The organism is Variovorax atrisoli 110B (assembly GCF_000382045.1).
In the GTDB taxonomy this organism is placed as follows: Bacteria; Pseudomonadota; Gammaproteobacteria; order Burkholderiales; family Burkholderiaceae_C; genus Variovorax; species Variovorax atrisoli.
In genome coordinates, this window is the sequence record NZ_KB907450.1 from 591,133 (window position 1) to 606,992 (window position 15,860).

Genomic DNA, 15,860 nt, shown 5'->3' on the forward strand with positions numbered 1-15,860 from the left:
TTTGAAATTCGTTGATCTGGATTGCCCTCCCTGCGGAAGGTAGACATTCAACGGAGGCCACTGCGCGCGGTTGACACCAACGTGGACACTTCAGGCGAAAAAAAAGCGCTCCGGAGAGCGCTTCTTTTGCGGGGCAGGCCGAATTACTTCGGGGTGCCGCCTTGGGTCGACTTGCGCTTGATGCTGCCGTCCTTGTTGCGACGACGCTGGTCGCGGGTTTCAGCGCGCTTCTCGCCGGAGGCTGCAGCCTTGTCGGCACCGATGGCGCCGCCTTCGGGGGTCTTGGCTTCGTCGCCGGCCGGAGCCTTGACCTGGCCAGCGGGCTTGGCAGCCTTCTTGGCTTCGGCGCGTTGCTGCGACTTGCTGTTGGTGGCGTTGCCTTGCTCGGGCGTCGTGCCGGCCGGGTTCTGGGCGTAAGCGCCAGCGGCGAACAGGCCGGCGATCATGACTGCGAGAATTTTGCTCATTGATGATTCCTCTATCGAGAATTGGTTGGAAACGCCTCCCGGCGAGCAGAAGGTCAGCCACTAACGACGCCGTCGGGCCGTCGGTTGACAAACGCTTGCTGATGGGTTGCGTCTAAAATGTACAGCGATTTGTTCGCCGGCTGTACAGCGGAATGCGCGCCGTGTCTGAATTCGCTGACAGTTGTCAAAAGTACGTCAATCCCGGAGCCGCCTCCCTTCATGACCAGTTATCAGCACATCAAAGTCCCGACCGAAGGCCAGAAGATCACGGTCAACGCCGACAACTCTCTCAATGTGCCTGACCAACCGATCATTCCTTTCATCGAGGGTGACGGCACCGGACTCGATATCACTCCGGTGATGCTGAAGGTGGTGGATGCCGCGGTGGCGAAGGCCTACGGCGGCAAGAAGAAGATCCACTGGATGGAGGTCTACGCCGGCGAGAAGTCGACCAAGGTCTATGGCCCCGATGTCTGGCTCCCCGAGGAAACGCTGCAAGCCGTGCGCGACTACGTGGTTTCCATCAAGGGCCCGCTGACCACGCCGGTCGGCGGCGGCATCCGGTCGCTGAACGTGGCGCTGCGCCAGGAGCTCGACCTCTACGTATGCCTGCGCCCCATCCAGTATTTCGAAGGCGTTCCCAGCCCGGTGCGCGAGCCGCACAAGACCAACATGGTGATCTTCCGCGAGAACTCGGAGGACATCTATGCCGGCATCGAGTTCGAGGCCGAAAGCGAGAAGGCGAAGAAGCTCATCAAGTTCCTGCAGGAAGAGATGGGGGTCAAGAAGATCCGCTTCCCCGAGACCTCGGGCCTTGGTGTCAAGCCGGTGTCGCGCGAAGGCACGGAGCGCCTCGTGCGCAAGGCGCTGCAATACGCCATCGACAACGACAAGCCCAGCGTCACCCTGGTGCACAAGGGCAACATCATGAAGTTCACCGAAGGCAGCTTCCGCGACTGGGGCTACGGCCTGGCCGCGAAGGAGTTCGGTGCGGAACTGATCGACGGCGGCCCGTGGATGAAGTTCAAGAACCCGAAGACGGGCAAGGAAATCACCGTCAAGGACAGCATCGCCGATGCCTTCCTGCAACAGATCCTGCTGCGTCCCGCCGAATACAGCGTGATCGCCACGCTCAACCTCAATGGCGACTACGTGTCCGACGCCCTGGCGGCCCAGGTCGGCGGCATCGGCATCGCCCCGGGTGCGAACATGAGCGACACCGTCGCGATGTTCGAGGCCACCCATGGCACGGCCCCCAAGTACGCCGGCAAGGACTACGTGAACCCCGGTTCTGAGATCCTCTCGGCCGAAATGATGCTGCGCCACATGGGCTGGAAGGAAGCCGCCGACCTGATCATCAGCTCGATGGAGAAGTCCATCGCCAGCAAGAAGGTCACCTATGACTTCGCCCGCCTGATGGAGGGGGCGACACAGGTGAGCTGCTCGGGCTTCGGCCAGGTGATGATCGACAACATGTAATTGCTGCGCGTCCCGGCGCCGCGGGCGTCGTGGCCGCACACGGCGGGCCCTTGAACTTCCGGAAGGAATTCAAGGGCTTTTTATTGCGTCTTCAATCGGGGTTTTCGCCGGGTTTTTTGCCTAAAACTCTTCGCGGCGCCGCCTTGGGGGAATACTGTCGCAAGCGCCGCAAACCCCTTGAATTGTCGGATAAGCGCCACCACGTTTTTTTGCTCGGCACGGCGCTTGCACGCTCTATAGAATGATTTTCATGGCAACGAGAATTCCAAAGACTCCAGGCACTCCGCCGGCGCAGAAACCGGCCGGGGACGATGGAGATTCGGTGGTCATCGAGCGCCGGCCGCAAAGAACCGCGCCGCCGCAGATGTACCAGGTGGTGATGCTCAACGACGACTACACGCCGATGGAGTTCGTGATCGTCGTGCTGCAGGAATATTTCAGCAAGGATCGCGAAACCGCTACCCAGATCATGCTCAAGATCCACCTCGATGGCCGGGGCGTCTGTGGGGTTTATTCCCGCGACATGGCGGCCACCAAGGTCAATCAGGTCATGGAGGCCGCCCAGCAGGCGGGGCATCCGCTCCAATGCATCAGCGAACCTGTTGCATGAACCAGTTGAATTGCGCAAGCTCCAACCCATCTGAGAACTTATTTACAGCAAGGCAAAAGGAAATCACATGATTGCCCAGGAACTGGAAGTCAGCTTGCACATGGCCTTCGTCGAGGCCCGGCAGCAGCGCCACGAGTTCATCACCGTGGAGCATCTGCTGCTCGCTTTGCTGGACAACCCGAGCGCCGCGGAAGTTCTGCGCGCCTGCTCGGCCAACGTCGACGACCTGCGGGCGTCGCTCACCAACTTCATCAAGGACAACACGCCCCAGGTGGCGGGTACCGACGATGTCGACACCCAGCCCACCCTGGGTTTCCAGCGCGTGATCCAGCGCGCCATCATGCATGTGCAATCCACCGGCAACGGCAAGAAGGAAGTCACTGGCGCCAACGTGCTGGTCGCGATCTTCGGTGAGAAGGATTCGCACGCCGTGTACTACCTGCACCAGCAGGGCGTCACCCGCCTCGACGTGGTGAACTTCATCGCCCACGGCATCAAGAAGAGCGATCCGCCGGAAGCCGTCAAGGGCAGCGGCGAAGCTCCCTCGGGTGAAGGCGAGGAGGGCGGCGGCGAGCGCAACGAGAAGGCTTCGCCGCTCGAGCAGTTCACCCAGAACCTCAACCAGATGGCCAAGGACGGCAAGATCGATCCGCTGATCGGCCGCGAGTACGAGGTCGAGCGCGTCATCCAGATCCTGTGCCGTCGGCGCAAGAACAACCCGCTGCTGGTCGGCGAGGCCGGCGTGGGCAAGACCGCGATCGCCGAGGGCCTCGCATGGCGCATCACGCAAGGCGACGTGCCGGAGATCCTGGCCGAGTCGAACGTGTTCTCGCTCGACATGGGCGCGCTGCTGGCCGGCACCAAGTATCGCGGTGATTTCGAGCAGCGCCTCAAGGGCGTGCTCAAGTCGCTCAAGGACAAGCCGAATGCCATCCTCTTCATCGACGAGATCCACACCCTGATCGGTGCGGGCGCAGCCTCGGGCGGCACGCTCGATGCGTCGAACCTGCTCAAGCCGGCGCTTTCCAGCGGCCAGCTCAAGTGCATCGGCGCGACCACCTTCACGGAGTACCGCGGCATCTTCGAAAAGGACGCGGCCCTGTCGCGTCGTTTCCAGAAGGTCGACGTGGTCGAGCCGTCGGTGCAGGAGACCGTCGACATCCTGAAGGGGCTGAAGTCGCGCTTCGAGGAGCACCATGGCGTGAAGTACGCCGTGGCGGCCCTGCAGGCTGCGGCCGAGCTCAGCGCCAAGTACATCAATGACCGTCACCTGCCCGACAAGGCGATCGACGTCATCGACGAGGCCGGCGCTGCCCAGCGCATCCTGCCGCCGAGCAAGCGCAAGAAGACCATCAGCAAGAGCGAAGTCGAGGAAATCGTCGCGAAGATCGCGCGCATTCCCCCTGCCAACGTCAGCAATGACGACCGCAGCAAGCTGCAGACCATCGAGCGCGACCTCAAGAGCGTGGTGTTCGGCCAGGACAAGGCGCTCGAAGTGCTCGCCTCGGCGGTCAAGATGGCTCGCTCGGGCCTGGGCAAGGGCGACAAGCCGATCGGCTCGTTCCTGTTCTCCGGTCCCACCGGTGTCGGCAAGACCGAAGCCGCGAAGCAGCTCGCCTACATCATGGGCATCGAGCTGATCCGCTTCGACATGTCGGAATACATGGAACGGCACGCGGTGAGCCGCCTGATCGGCGCGCCTCCGGGCTATGTCGGGTTCGACCAGGGCGGTCTGCTGACCGAAGCCATCACGAAGAAGCCGCACGCGGTGCTGCTGCTCGACGAGATCGAGAAGGCGCATCCGGACATCTTCAACGTGCTGCTGCAGGTCATGGACCATGGCACGCTGACCGACAACAACGGGCGCAAGGCCGACTTCCGCAACGTCATCATCATCATGACAACGAACGCGGGTGCCGAGACCATGAACAAGGCGACCATCGGCTTCACCAACCCGAGGCAGGCCGGCGACGAGATGGGCGACATCAAGCGCTTGTTCTCGCCCGAGTTCCGCAACCGGCTAGACGCCATCGTCAACTTCAAGGCGCTCGACGAACAGGTCATCCTGCGCGTGGTCGACAAGTTCCTGCTGCAGCTGGAAACCCAGCTCAGCGAGAAGAAGGTGGAAGTCACCTTCAGCGACAAGCTGCGCAAGCACCTGGCGAAGAAGGGCTTCGATCCGCTGATGGGCGCACGGCCGATGCAGCGTCTGATCCAGGACACGATCCGTCGTGCACTGGCCGACGAGCTGCTGTTCGGGCGCCTCACCGACGGTGGTCGCCTCGAAGTCGATCTCGACGACAAGGACGAAGTGCTGCTGGACATCCAGCCGCTTCCGAAGAAGGAAGGCAAGTCGAAGCCTGAAGCCGAGGAAGCAGCGGCAGGCTGATCGCTTGCGGTTCCTGAAATGAAGCCAAAGGCCGGTAGCATCGCTACCGGCCTTTTTCTTTGGGCCCGTCCATATCGAATCGCCGTCCCAGCCGCCTTCCCGCCTTGATCCTCCCCGAACTCAGCAACGAATGGAAAACCGGCCTCTCCCTCGCGTGGAGCGGCTACATCGCCGTGCTGTCGATCTGGATCGTGATGCAGAAGCGCGCTCCGGTGTCGACGATGAGCTGGATCCTCTCGCTGGCGCTGCTGCCATTCGCGGGGTTCGTCGTCTATTACTTCCTCGGGCCGCAGCGGCTGAAGAAGCAGCGCCTGAAGCGCCTGCGCAGCCGCGCCAGCGCCTCCTCGCAGGCCGACCTGGCAAGGCTGCGCGACGCGGCTCAGAACGCGCCGCCCGCGCTGCAGCAGATGGCCAAGCTCGGCACCGCGACCTGCGGGCTGCCGGTGTCGAGCGCGCTCGACGTCGAGCTGCTCTCGGGCGGCGCACGCACCTTCGATGCGATCTTCGATGCCGTTCTCGCCGCGCAGGACCACATCCACCTCGAGTACTACATCTTCGAGCCAGACCGCATCGGCACCGCGCTGCGCGACCTGCTCATCGAGCGTGCGAGAGAGGGCGTCACGGTGCGCCTGCTGATCGATGCGCTGGGTTCCAAGCGCATCGGCCGCAAGTTCATGGCGCCGATGCTGGAGGCCGGCATCAAGGTGGCGCTCTTCCATGACACCAAGATCGGCCGGCGACTGCGCCCGGTGACCAACTACCGCACCCACCGCAAGATCGTGGTGTGCGACGGCCGTGTCGGCTTCACCGGCGGCGTGAACATCACCGACGAGGAAGACAAGCGCACCAACCCCGACGCCTACCACGACGTGCACCTGCGCATCGAAGGCAGTGCCGTGCGCTGGCTGCAGACCACCTTCCTTGAAGACTGGACCTACGCCACCGGCGAAGACCCGCGCGGCATGGACGACGCGCTCAACGATATGCTGCCGCAGCTGGAGGCCGGCCACATTCCGGTGCAGATCGTCACGAGCGGCCCCGACAGCCCGATGGAAGCCATACATCGCATGCACGTCGAGGCCATCCATTCGGCCACGCACCGCGCCTGGCTCACCACGCCGTACTTCGTGCCCGGCGAGCCGGCACTGATGGCGCTCACGAGCGCTGCGCTGCGCGGCGTCGACGTGCGCCTGCTGGTGCCGCGCCGCAGCGACTCGGCCGTCGTGAGCGCCGCCGCGCGGTCGTACTTCGACGAGCTGATCGCTGCCGGCGTGAAGGTATGGGAGTACAAGGCGCGCATGCTGCATTCCAAGACCCTGGTGGTGGACGATCATTGCGCGATGATCGGCACCGCCAACTTCGACAACCGCAGCTTTCGCCTCAACTTCGAGGTCAGCGCGGTGGTCTATGGTCCCGAGCTGACGCGTCCGCTGGCGGCGCAGTTCGAGACCGACCTGCACAGTTCCGGCGCGGTGCGCGCCAACCGGCGCCAGGGTTTCTGGCGCCGCCTCGGCGACGCCATCGCGCGCCTGTTTTCACCCCTGCTCTGAATGAACCACACTTTTCTCTGGCACGACTACGAAACCTTCGGCGCGGTGCCGCGCCGCGACCGTCCGTCGCAGTTCGCGGCCGTGCGCACCGACGCGGAGCTCAACGAGGTCGGCGAGCCGCTGATGATCTACTGCAAGCCCGCGCCGGACTACCTGCCCAGCCCCGAAGCCTGCCTGATCACCGGCATCACGCCGCAGCTGTGCCTGGAGCGTGGCGTTCCCGAGCATGAGTTCGCCGCGCAGATCGAGCGCGCCTTCTCGCAGCCCGGCACCATCGGCGTGGGCTACAACACCATCCGCTTCGACGACGAGGTCACGCGCTTCCTCTTCTGGCGCAACCTGATCGATCCGTACGCCCGCGAATGGCAGAACGAATGCGGCCGCTGGGACCTGCTCGACGTGGTGCGCCTCACCTATGCGCTGCGCCCCGACGGCATCGAGTGGCCGGAGAAGGAAGACGGCAAGCCCAGCTTCAAGCTCGAAGACCTGGCGCGTGCCAACGGCCTGCTGCACGAGTCGGCACACGATGCCTTGTCCGACGTGCGCGCCACCATCGCGCTGGCCCGCCTCATCCGCAGCAAGCAGCCCAAGCTGTTCGACTTCGCCTTCGGCCTGCACAGGAAGGACCGCGTCGCCACCGAACTCGGCCTGCCCGCGACGCGCGAGACCGCGAAGCCCTTCCTGCATGTCTCGGGCATGTTCCCGGTCGAGCGCGGCTGCCTCGCCGTGATGTGGCCGCTGGCGAGCCATCCCACCAACAAGAACGAGCTGCTGGCCTGGGACCTGGCCCACGACCCGAGCGAACTGCGCGACATCGACGTCGAGACGCTGCGGCTGCGCCTCTTCACCCGCACCGCGGACCTGCCCGAGGGTGTGGTGCGCCTGCCGGTCAAGGGCGTGCACCTCAACAAGTCGCCGATGGTCGTCGGCAACCTGCGCACGCTCGCGGCGCCCATGGCCGAGCGCTGGGGCGTCGACCTGGAGGCGGCGATGCGCCACGCGGCCATCGCGCGCGACCTGCCCGACATGAGCGCGATCTGGTCCCAGGTATATGCCCGCCCCAAGGAGGCCACGCCCGACGTCGACGAGGACCTGTACGGCGGCTTCGTCGGCAATGCCGACCGGCGGCGCCTGAACCAGTTGCGCGGCCTCTCGCCCGAGGAACTGGCCAAGGACCGCACCGGCTTCGACGACGGCCGGCTCGAAGAGCTCCTCTTCCGCTACCGCGCCCGCAACTGGCCCGAACTGCTGAACGAGGACGAGACCGAGCGCTGGGAAGCCCTGCGCGTCGCCAGGCTCTTCAAGGGCGAGGGCGGCGCACGCACCATCGAGATGCTGTTCAGCGAGGTCGACGCGCTCTCCGAGAACGCCGACGAGCGCGGGGAGGAGATCCTCGGCGCGCTCTACGAATACGCCGAGGCCATCGCGCCCGAGGCCTGATTGACGCAACGACACAGCGGAGCGCCCAGCCCATGAGCCTGACGATCAACGCGGAACTGTCGAAGGGGCTCGAAAGCTACGGGCTCTTCCTCTCCGAAGGCTGCCTGCTGCCGACGCCGTTGCGCTTCGAGACGCCGGTGCGCATCTGGCATTCGGCGCAGCTGCATGCCAGCTGCTCCATCGGCGCCTATTCGAGCATCTCGCCCGGCGTGCTGCTCGTCGACGTTCGCATGGGGCGCTATTGCTCGATCGGCGACGGCGTGCAGACCCTGTCCGACCATCCGGCCGGCTGGTTCACCACGCACATGCTGGCCTACGCGCCGAATTTTCCGGAGCCCTACCGGCACCAGTCCGTCGGGCAGTTCGCTTCGCACTCGCCGGTGACCATCGGCAACGACGTGTGGATCGGCTCGCGCGTGAGCCTCAAGAGCGGCATCACCATCGGCGACGGCGCGGTGATCGGCGCCGGCGCCGTGGTGACGCACGATGTGGAGCCGTTCTCCGTGGTGGGCGGCGTGCCCGCGCGGGTCATCCGCCGGCGTTTTCCGGATGCGCTGGTGGAGTGCATCCTTGCCTGCCCCTGGTGGGACTGGGACCTGCGCACGCTGGCGCTCGACTGGCAGCACCCGGACGCTGCCCAGTCGATGCTGGAGGAGGCCGTTGCCGAGAACCGCCTTTCGCGCTGGAATCCCGGCTGGAGGCTGCTCGACCGCGGCCGGCCGCCGGGCGAGGGTCAGCCGGCGCCGCTAGTCCTGCTGCCGGGCTGAGTGAGGTCGACGCACCGAGGTGTTTGCATGACAACGACGACGGCAACCATCCTTTCTCCCGGCCGTGCCGCGCTGGCGGCCGCCGCGGCGGCGATCGCGCTCGCCGGGTGCGGGAGCCTGCCGCCCGCGCCTGTTGGCGCGAACGCCTGCGCAAGCGGCTTCGAGGCCTTCGAGCGCGACACGCTGTACTTCGGCCGTGCCATTCCCTCGGGTGGCCAGGTCTCCGATGCCGAATGGACCGCCTTCCTGGACAGCGCGGTGACACCGGCCTTTCCCCAGGGGCTCACGGTGATCGACGCGGCGGGCCAGTGGCGCGGCATGTCCGGCGAGGTCGTGCGCGAGCGCTCCAAGCTGGTGGTGCTGCTGCACGCCCGCAGCGAGAAGGACGACGCGGCCATCGCAACCATCGTGGGCAGCTACCGCCAGCGATTCGCACAGGAGGCGGTGCTGCAGGAGAGGCAGGCCGTCTGCGTCCGCTTCTGAAGGGTTCTGTGGGCCGCCCGGGCGGCCGCGAGGCTACAGCTTGATGCCGGCGCCCTTGACCGTCGGCCCGAGCACTTCGACCTGCTCTTTCACGAAGCCGTTGAACACGGCCACCGACTCCGGTTTCGCGACGATGCCCAGCTCGGTCAGCTTCTTCTGGATATCGGGCATGGCCAGCACCTCGTTGCATGCGGCATTGAGGCGCGCCACCATGTCCGGCGGCAGCTTGGCCGGCCCCGAGAGGCCGAAGAAGTTCTCCAGCACCAGCTTCGGCTGACGCAGCTCGACCATCGTCGGCACCTCCGGCATCAGCGGCGAACGCTGCGTGCCCGTCACGGCCAGCGGCACCAGCTGGCCGCTCTTGAAGAAGGGAACGTACGAGGTGATGACGTCGATGCCTACCGGGATGGTGTTGGCGATGAGGTCGGTGCTCATCGGCGCACCGCCGCGATAGGGCACGTGCACCATGTTGATCCCGGTGATCTTCTTCAGCAGCTCGCCGTGGACGTGCCCGATGGACCCGGGCCCGCCCGAGCCGAAGTCGATGTGGCCTTCCTTGCGCGCCAGCGCCTCGAAGTCGGCGAAGGTCTTGAGGCCGGAGCCCTTGCTCGCCATGATCACCAGCGGCGCCGCCCCGAGGTAGGCGACATGGGTGAAGCCCGTGACGGGGTCGTAGGGCAGCTTGTCGAGCGTGAATGGGCCGAGCGCGATCGGCGTGGTGTTCGACAGCATCAGCGTGTAGCCGTCGGCCGGTGAGGACGCCACCAGCGCGCCGCCGATGGTGCCGCCCGCGCCGGGCTTGTTGTCGACCACCACGGGCTGCCCCAGCTTCTTCGCGAGCTGTTCCGCCATCACGCGGGCGAGCACGTCGCTGGAGCCGCCGGGCGGGAAGGTCACGATGATCTTGATGGCCCGGTCGGGCCATTGGGCGAAGGCGGGCAGGGCTGCTCCGGCGAGGCCTGCGGCAAGGATCTGCATCGCAGCGCGCCGCGTAGGGCGATGGGGGCTTGAGTGGTGGTTCATGGCGTTCTCCGGCGACGGGCAAGAGCCAGGGCTTTAGCAGGAATCGGGCCGCCGACTTATGCTCGCCGCATGTCCGCCAACCTCGCCGCCAACCCTGCTGCCTACGCCGGGCTCGCCGACTTCGCCACGCGCCACCGCAAGCTCTTCGTGCTCACCGGCGCGGGCTGCAGCACCGAATCGGGCATTCCCGACTACCGCGACGTCGATGGCGAATGGAAACGCCCGTCGCCCGTCACCTACCAGGCCTTCATGGGCGAGGAATCCACGCGCAAGCGCTACTGGGCGCGCAGCCTGATCGGCTGGCCGACGATGGCGGGTGCCCGCCCGGGTGCCGCGCACCACGCGCTGGCGCGGCTGGGCGAGGCGGGCCGCGTCGGCCTGTTGCTCACGCAGAACGTCGACGGCCTGCACGAGGCTGCCGGCAGCCGCGGTGCCATCGACCTGCACGGGCGCATCGACACCGTGCGCTGCATGGGCTGCGAGCGGCGCACGCCGCGCGCAGAACTGCAGCTCGAACTGCGGCGGCGCAATCCGCGCTGGGCCGAGCTGGAAGCCCGCGCCGCGCCCGACGGCGACGCCGACCTCGACGGCCGTGATTTCTCCGACTTCGACGTGCCGGCCTGTCCGCACTGCAGCGGCCTGCTCAAGCCCGACGTGGTGTTCTTCGGCGAAAGCGTGCCGAAGGAGCGCGTCACCGCCGCCTTCGCCGCGCTGGAGGAGGCCGATGCGGTGCTCGTGGCCGGTTCGTCGCTGATGGTCTATTCGGGCTTCCGCTTCGTGCAGGCCGCCGCCGCGGCGGGCAAGCCGGTGGCGGCGGTCAACCTGGGGCGCACCCGGGCAGATCCGCTGCTTTCGCTGAAGGTCGAGCGCCCGGTCGGCGAGGCGCTGACGGCGCTGGCGCAGGAATTCGCCTAGCTTCGACCCGATGCCTTGAGCAGCGAGCGGACGAAGGCATCCACTGTGGTGGTGTAGGCGCCCGGCAGCCCCAGCTCGGCGTTGATCTGCGCGTGCGAGAGATCTTCCGGCGCCACCTCGGCACGGCCGCCTGTCGCCGCGATGCGCGCCGCGAACTGCCTCGCCTGAGCGCAGGAGCCGTCGCGGCGCTGGGTCGAGCACACCAGCAGCATCGGCGGCGCGCCGGAAGCCAGTGCGTCGGTGGGCGACACGCTGCGCCAGAAGGCCGGGTCGCCGCCGAATACGCGGTCGTAGAAGGGCATGTGCCGGCGCTGCATCAGTTCGGCCGTATCGAGCGCCGCACTGTCGAGTGCCACGGTGCCGAGCCAGGGGCGGGCGCCTTGCTGGCGGGCAATGGAAGGCGATGCGCTGACCAGCGCCGCGAGATGCGCGCCGGCCGAGTGGCCCATGAGCACGATGCGGCCGGCATCACCGCCCCACGAAGGAGCGTTCGCCTGCGCGGTGGCGACGGCACGTGCGACGTCCTGCGCCTGCTGCATCACGTCGACCTGCGGCACGAAGCGGTAGCTCACCGAGACCAGGATGAAACCCTGCTCGCGCACCCAGTGCTCGACCTTCCGGTCGACCACCGATGCGGCCGCCTTGTCGCCGAACATCCAGGCGCCGCCGTGGACCATCACGAGCATCGGGGCACCTTGCTGCATCTTCGGCGGCAGGTAGACATCCATGCGCTGGCGCGGATCGGGGCCGTAGGGCTGGTTGGCCAGCAGGCGCACGTCCGGCTGTGCGACAGGCGAACCGGACGGCTGCGCCGTCGCGGGCAAGAAAGCCGTCATGCACAGCCAGGCTGCGCAGATCCGCAACAAACGAGTCATGACAGGGCTCCCGGTGGACCGAAAAGGGCAGAGATTTTCGCGCGCCACCCCTTGGCTCGCCAGAGGTCGCGGCCCAGGTTCGCCCATTCGTGGAATGCGATGCGCAGCGGGTTGTGCGTGAGCAGCGGCGTGGTCAGCCCATAGCGCAGCCGCACGTCGCCTCTTTCCTGTGCGAAGGTGCCGAACATCCTGTCGAACACGATCAGCACGCCGCCGTAGTTGCGGTCGAGGTATTCCGGGTTCGACGCATGGTGCACCTTGTGGTGCGCTGGCGTGTTCAGCACCCATTCGAGCGGCCCCAGGCGAGGCATCCACGGTGCGTGCAGCCAGAACTGGTAGAGCAGGTTGGCGGCGAGGGTTGCCACCACCGCCAGCGGCGGAAAGCCCAGCCACACGAGCGGCGCGAAGAACAGCGCGGTGCCGGTGAGCTTGCCTGTCCAGCCCAGGCGCAGTGCGGCGGCCAGCGTGAGTTCGTTGGGCGAGTGGTGCACCGCGTGCGTGGCCCAGAACCAGCGCACCCGGTGCGCCGCGCGGTGATACCAGTAGTAGCAGAACTCCTGCCCCACGAAGAGCAGTGCGAAGGCCGCCGGCGTCGACAGCGAAATGGTGTCGACCCGGTGCGCATGCGCCCAGGCCAGCACCGGCGCGGCAATCGACAGGCCCAGCGCGTCGACCGCTCGCCGGCCCACCGCGTCGGCGAGCGAGGCGCCATAGGCGCGCCAGTCGTAGGACTGGCGCCGCACGAAGCTCTGGACCAGGCCTTCCAGCGTGGCCGCCGCGAGCACGAAGACGAGCAGGCCGGTCAGCCAGATGCCGATGGCGGGACCCATCGAATCACGGATCACATCGAAGGACATGGTGCTATTTTTGCCGTGCGCGGGGTTGCTGGGTCATGGCGTAGGCCTCTATCTGCTCCATCGTCACGCTGCCCGCCCGGGCTCTGTCGATGGCGTCGAAATTGCGGTAGACCCAAGGCATCCTGCCGCGGGCTTCGTCACGGGTGAGGCGCCCGTCGGCGTCGATGTCTGCGGCGCCGAAACGCTTGTGCAGCTCGGTGCGCATCTGCGCGGCGCGGCCTGCATCGGGTGTCTGGGCGCAGGCGGCGAACGATGCCGTCGCGAGTGCCAGAAGGAGGACGTGGCATGTCTTCATGGCTTTTCTCTCCGGCATCAACGGCAGGGGATGACCGCGCCGGCCGCGCTGTAGCAGGTGGCGCTGTGCGTCAGGCCGCTGCCGCTGCTGTAGCTGGTGCTGCTCTGCACGCTGTTGCCGGTGACGGCGCTGGTGGCCGTGGTGCTGCGGTTCTGGGTCACGTTGCCCGATGCGTCGCGGCTCGCGCTGCCACTGCTTTCCACGCTGCCGCGTGCGCCGGCTGCTGCAAAGCCGCTGCGGTGGCTGGCCGAGCCGTCGGGGTTGACGGAAGTCGAGCCTGCGCGTGCGGCGTAGCCTCCGTAGGGCCCGCGTACCGCTCGCATGTTGGTGGCGGTGGCGCCGCCCGCCGAGTTGGGCAGCACTACATGCCGGCTGGCCGCATCCGCATCGGCGGGCGAGCCGGATGCCAGCATGGCGCCGGCCAGCACGGCGAAGGTGGACAGGGAAAGAACGCGCTTCATGTTCGGGACTCCTTGCGGTGCCGGCTCCGCACCGCGCGGGGCCGTTGCGGTGACTGTGGCCGCGAGATGTGAGCCATCCATGGCGCGGCCAGGTCCGCTCATGACAATCCGTGAGCGCTCCTGCGGACCTTGTCATCGTTTGTCATGATTTCCCGCGCGACCGGGCAGGGCGACCGCCGTTACGATCCGCCGCATGACCGAAGCGCTGGCCCGCATCCTGATTGCCGACGACGAAGCCGACCTGCGCGCGTTGCTGCAGCGCTACCTTGGCGACCAGGGCTATGCCGTGCGCACCGTCGAGAGCGCCCTGCCGCTCGACAAGCTGCTGGCGCGCGAGCGCTTCGATGTACTGGTGCTGGACGTCATGATGCCGGGCGAGGACGGGCTGGCCGTGTGCCGCCGGCTGCGTGCCCAGGGCGAGACCATTCCCATCCTGATGCTCACCGCGCGCGGCGACCCGGTCGACCGTATCGTCGGCCTCGAGATGGGCGCCGACGACTATCTGCCCAAGCCTTTCAACCCGCGCGAACTGCTGGCGCGCATTCAGGCGCTGGTGCGCCGCCAGCGCATGCTGGGTGCGCATGGCGGACCCGCGTCCCCGCAGGAAAGCGTGCGCTTCGGCGTGTTCACGCTGCACGTCGGCGAGCGGCGCCTCGAACGCGAATCGGACGGATCGAAGGAGAACATTGCGCTGACCACCGGCGAATTCGCCCTGCTGCAGGCGCTGGCGCTCAACGCCAACCGGCCCCTGGGCCGCGAGCGCCTGATCGAACTGGCCCATGGCCGCGACCATGAAGCGACCGACCGCAGCATCGACGTGCAGGTGATGCGGCTGCGCAAGCTGATCGAGGCTGACTCCGCCCAGCCGCGCCACATCCGCACCGTCTGGGGCGTGGGCTACCTGTTCGTGCCATGAGGCTCTTTCCCCGCAGCCTGTTCGGGCGTAACGCGCTGCTGATCGTCGTGCTGATCGTGCTGGGCCAGCTTGGCGGCGCGCTGCTGCTTCGCGAGATGGTGCTCAAGCCCCGCCTGGACCAGATCGCTGAAAGCGTGGCGCGCAACGTCGACGCGATCCGCTCCGGCCTGCTGGCGCTGCCGCCCGCGCAGCGGCCGGCCTTCGTCGATGGCTTCAATCGCCAGGCGCTCGCTGGCCGGGCCGATCGCACAAGGCGGGCAGGCGAAGGACTGCGTCCGATGCTCACGCCGCTGGAGCGCAGCTTCGTGCGCTCGGTGTCGGCGCGCATCGCCAGCCTCGGTGTCGATGCCGTCTGGCGCCGCGAGGAGGACGGCGGCCTCGCGCTGCGGCTGATGGTCGACGGCAGCGAGCACTGGATCGTGATGCCCGGTGTGCTGCCGGCGCGCGAGTTCACGGGGGCGCTGGTGGCGGTGTCGATAGGCAGCGCGCTGCTCGCCCTGGCGGGAGCGCTGTGGTTCCAGCGCCGGCTCAACAGGCCGCTGGTGCGCGTGGTGCAGGCCGCGCAGACCCTGGCTGGCGGTCATGAGCCCGTGCCGTTGCCCGAAGACGGCCCCACCGAAGTGGCAACCGTGAGTCGCAGCTTCAATCAACTGGTCAGCAGCCTTCGCCAGACCGAGCGTGAGCGCGCCTTGATGCTGGCCGGCATCTCCCACGACCTTCGCACACCGCTCACCAAGCTACGCCTGGGAGTTGAAATACTGCGCGAGCGTATGGAGCCCGAACTCGTGAGCAGCATGACCCGCAGCGTGGAGGAAATGGACGCCATCGTGGGCCAGTTCCTCGATTTCGCGAGAGGCGAGGGGGACGAGAAGCCGGCGGCGACGTCGCTGGACGACATGGCGTGCTCGCTGGCTGCCGCCGGTGCCGACCATGGCCGCCCCCTGGTCCTGCAACTGGGCGACGTGCCCACTGTCGCCTTGCGCCCACAGGCCATGCGGCGCGCCATCGGCAACCTGATCGAGAACGCCTGGCGGCATGGCAGACCTCCGGTCATTCTGTCGACCCGCGTGGATGGCGACGAGATCGTCGTCGAGGTCATCGACGGCGGCGATGGCATCGAACCCGGCGAGGCCGACGCGCTCAGGCAGGCTTTTCGCCGCGGTCGTGCGGAGCGCGGCGGCGTGGCCGGCGCGGGGCTGGGGCTGGCGATCGTGCAGCGCATCGCGCAGGCGCACGGCGGGCGGCTCGAACTCGAGACGCCGCCCGGTGCCGGCCTGCATGCACGGCTGCGTCTGCCGATGCAGATCGCGCCGGGCGGCACGTAGCTTTCTGA

At 67.0% G+C, this 15,860-nt stretch carries 16 protein-coding genes; 10 read left to right on the plus strand and 6 right to left on the minus strand.

Annotated elements, in window-relative coordinates; all coding sequences use genetic code 11:
* Nucleotides 1–143 precede the first annotated feature (143 nt).
* Nucleotides 144–467, minus strand: coding sequence for a hypothetical protein (locus G369_RS0102885; protein WP_019652469.1), 324 nt, complete (start codon nt 465–467; stop codon nt 144–146).
* A gap of 219 nt (nt 468–686) precedes the next feature.
* Between G369_RS0102885 and icd the strand changes: the two genes are divergently transcribed.
* The 7 genes from icd to G369_RS0102920 all read left to right on the plus strand — a co-directional run bounded on the left by icd (nt 687) and on the right by G369_RS0102920 (nt 9,185).
* Nucleotides 687–1,946 (plus strand): NADP-dependent isocitrate dehydrogenase, encoded by a 1,260-nt coding sequence (gene icd / locus G369_RS0102890; protein ID WP_019652470.1) that lies wholly within the window; start codon nt 687–689, stop codon nt 1,944–1,946.
* A gap of 250 nt (nt 1,947–2,196) precedes the next feature.
* Complete coding sequence (clpS, locus tag G369_RS0102895; RefSeq protein ID WP_038113980.1) at nt 2,197–2,556, plus strand: ATP-dependent Clp protease adapter ClpS; 360 nt, start codon at nt 2,197–2,199, stop codon at nt 2,554–2,556.
* Nucleotides 2,557–2,623: 67 nt separating this feature from the next.
* Nucleotides 2,624–4,945 carry an ATP-dependent Clp protease ATP-binding subunit ClpA gene (gene clpA / locus G369_RS0102900; RefSeq protein WP_019652472.1) on the plus strand — a complete coding sequence of 774 codons (2,322 nt, stop codon included), beginning with the start codon at nt 2,624–2,626 and terminating at the stop codon, nt 4,943–4,945.
* 104 nt (nt 4,946–5,049) lie between these two features.
* Nucleotides 5,050–6,495 (plus strand): cardiolipin synthase, encoded by a 1,446-nt coding sequence (gene cls, locus G369_RS0102905; RefSeq protein ID WP_019652473.1) that lies wholly within the window; start codon nt 5,050–5,052, stop codon nt 6,493–6,495.
* On the plus strand, nt 6,496–7,935 hold the full coding sequence (gene sbcB, locus G369_RS0102910) for an exodeoxyribonuclease I (RefSeq protein ID WP_019652474.1): 1,440 nt from the start codon (nt 6,496–6,498) through the stop codon (nt 7,933–7,935).
* Between the two features lie 32 nt (nt 7,936–7,967).
* Nucleotides 7,968–8,702, plus strand: a complete 735-nt coding sequence (locus tag G369_RS35355) for a CatB-related O-acetyltransferase (RefSeq protein WP_019652475.1) — start codon at nt 7,968–7,970, stop codon at nt 8,700–8,702.
* 27 nt (nt 8,703–8,729) lie between these two features.
* Complete coding sequence (locus G369_RS0102920; protein WP_019652476.1) at nt 8,730–9,185, plus strand: DUF3574 domain-containing protein; 456 nt, start codon at nt 8,730–8,732, stop codon at nt 9,183–9,185.
* Nucleotides 9,186–9,218: 33 nt separating this feature from the next.
* On the opposite strand, the gene G369_RS0102925 is transcribed toward G369_RS0102920, so the two are convergent.
* The gene (locus G369_RS0102925) at nt 9,219–10,208 is read right to left on the minus strand and encodes a Bug family tripartite tricarboxylate transporter substrate binding protein (protein ID WP_026346159.1); all 990 of its coding nucleotides are present in this window, start codon (nt 10,206–10,208) and stop codon (nt 9,219–9,221) included.
* Nucleotides 10,209–10,277: 69 nt separating this feature from the next.
* Between G369_RS0102925 and G369_RS0102930 the strand changes: the two genes are divergently transcribed.
* On the plus strand, nt 10,278–11,123 hold the full coding sequence (locus G369_RS0102930; RefSeq protein ID WP_019652478.1) for an NAD-dependent protein deacetylase: 846 nt from the start codon (nt 10,278–10,280) through the stop codon (nt 11,121–11,123).
* Here the strand turns inward: G369_RS0102930 and G369_RS0102935 are convergent.
* From G369_RS0102935 to G369_RS0102950, 4 genes are read right to left on the minus strand one after another with little or no spacing between them, the layout of a single operon-like run.
* Complete coding sequence (locus tag G369_RS0102935) at nt 11,120–11,959, minus strand: alpha/beta hydrolase (protein ID WP_019652479.1); 840 nt, start codon at nt 11,957–11,959, stop codon at nt 11,120–11,122. The two genes, G369_RS0102930 and G369_RS0102935, sit on opposite strands and share 4 nt — an antisense overlap.
* 35 nt (nt 11,960–11,994) lie before the next feature.
* A complete protein-coding gene (locus G369_RS0102940; RefSeq protein ID WP_020722933.1) occupies nt 11,995–12,855 on the minus strand; it encodes a sterol desaturase family protein in 861 nt (286 codons plus the stop codon).
* 4 nt (nt 12,856–12,859) lie between these two features.
* Nucleotides 12,860–13,150, minus strand: coding sequence for an EF-hand domain-containing protein (locus tag G369_RS35360; protein WP_020722934.1), 291 nt, complete (start codon nt 13,148–13,150; stop codon nt 12,860–12,862).
* A 17-nt stretch (nt 13,151–13,167) separates the two neighbouring features.
* The gene (locus G369_RS0102950) at nt 13,168–13,611 is read right to left on the minus strand and encodes a hypothetical protein (protein ID WP_019652482.1); all 444 of its coding nucleotides are present in this window, start codon (nt 13,609–13,611) and stop codon (nt 13,168–13,170) included.
* A gap of 193 nt (nt 13,612–13,804) precedes the next feature.
* On the opposite strand from G369_RS0102950, the gene ompR reads away from it, so the two are divergent.
* Both ompR and G369_RS0102960 read left to right on the plus strand, forming a co-directional pair.
* Entirely contained in the window at nt 13,805–14,527 is a 723-nt protein-coding gene (gene ompR / locus G369_RS0102955) for an osmolarity response regulator transcription factor OmpR (protein WP_026346161.1), read from the plus strand.
* Nucleotides 14,524–15,852, plus strand: a complete 1,329-nt coding sequence (locus G369_RS0102960) for an ATP-binding protein (protein ID WP_026346162.1) — start codon at nt 14,524–14,526, stop codon at nt 15,850–15,852. The genes ompR and G369_RS0102960 overlap by 4 nt, the downstream gene beginning before the upstream one ends.
* The last annotated feature ends 8 nt before the right edge of the window (nt 15,853–15,860 follow it).

Coding starts and splice junctions, on each gene's coding strand:
- G369_RS0102885 (WP_019652469.1), bottom strand. CDS start 467: ATGAGCAAAATTCTCGCAGTCATGATCGCCGGCCTGTTCGCCGCTGGC.
- G369_RS0102930 (WP_019652478.1), top strand. CDS start 10,278: ATGTCCGCCAACCTCGCCGCCAACCCTGCTGCCTACGCCGGGCTCGCC.
- clpS (WP_038113980.1), top strand. CDS start 2,197: ATGGCAACGAGAATTCCAAAGACTCCAGGCACTCCGCCGGCGCAGAAA.
- G369_RS0102940 (WP_020722933.1), bottom strand. CDS start 12,855: ATGTCCTTCGATGTGATCCGTGATTCGATGGGTCCCGCCATCGGCATC.
- sbcB (WP_019652474.1), top strand. CDS start 6,496: ATGAACCACACTTTTCTCTGGCACGACTACGAAACCTTCGGCGCGGTG.
- G369_RS0102920 (WP_019652476.1), top strand. CDS start 8,730: ATGACAACGACGACGGCAACCATCCTTTCTCCCGGCCGTGCCGCGCTG.
- G369_RS35355 (WP_019652475.1), top strand. CDS start 7,968: ATGAGCCTGACGATCAACGCGGAACTGTCGAAGGGGCTCGAAAGCTAC.
- ompR (WP_026346161.1), top strand. CDS start 13,805: ATGACCGAAGCGCTGGCCCGCATCCTGATTGCCGACGACGAAGCCGAC.
- G369_RS0102950 (WP_019652482.1), bottom strand. CDS start 13,611: ATGAAGCGCGTTCTTTCCCTGTCCACCTTCGCCGTGCTGGCCGGCGCC.
- icd (WP_019652470.1), top strand. CDS start 687: ATGACCAGTTATCAGCACATCAAAGTCCCGACCGAAGGCCAGAAGATC.
- G369_RS35360 (WP_020722934.1), bottom strand. CDS start 13,150: ATGAAGACATGCCACGTCCTCCTTCTGGCACTCGCGACGGCATCGTTC.
- G369_RS0102960 (WP_026346162.1), top strand. CDS start 14,524: ATGAGGCTCTTTCCCCGCAGCCTGTTCGGGCGTAACGCGCTGCTGATC.
- clpA (WP_019652472.1), top strand. CDS start 2,624: ATGATTGCCCAGGAACTGGAAGTCAGCTTGCACATGGCCTTCGTCGAG.
- G369_RS0102925 (WP_026346159.1), bottom strand. CDS start 10,208: ATGAACCACCACTCAAGCCCCCATCGCCCTACGCGGCGCGCTGCGATG.
- G369_RS0102935 (WP_019652479.1), bottom strand. CDS start 11,959: ATGACGGCTTTCTTGCCCGCGACGGCGCAGCCGTCCGGTTCGCCTGTC.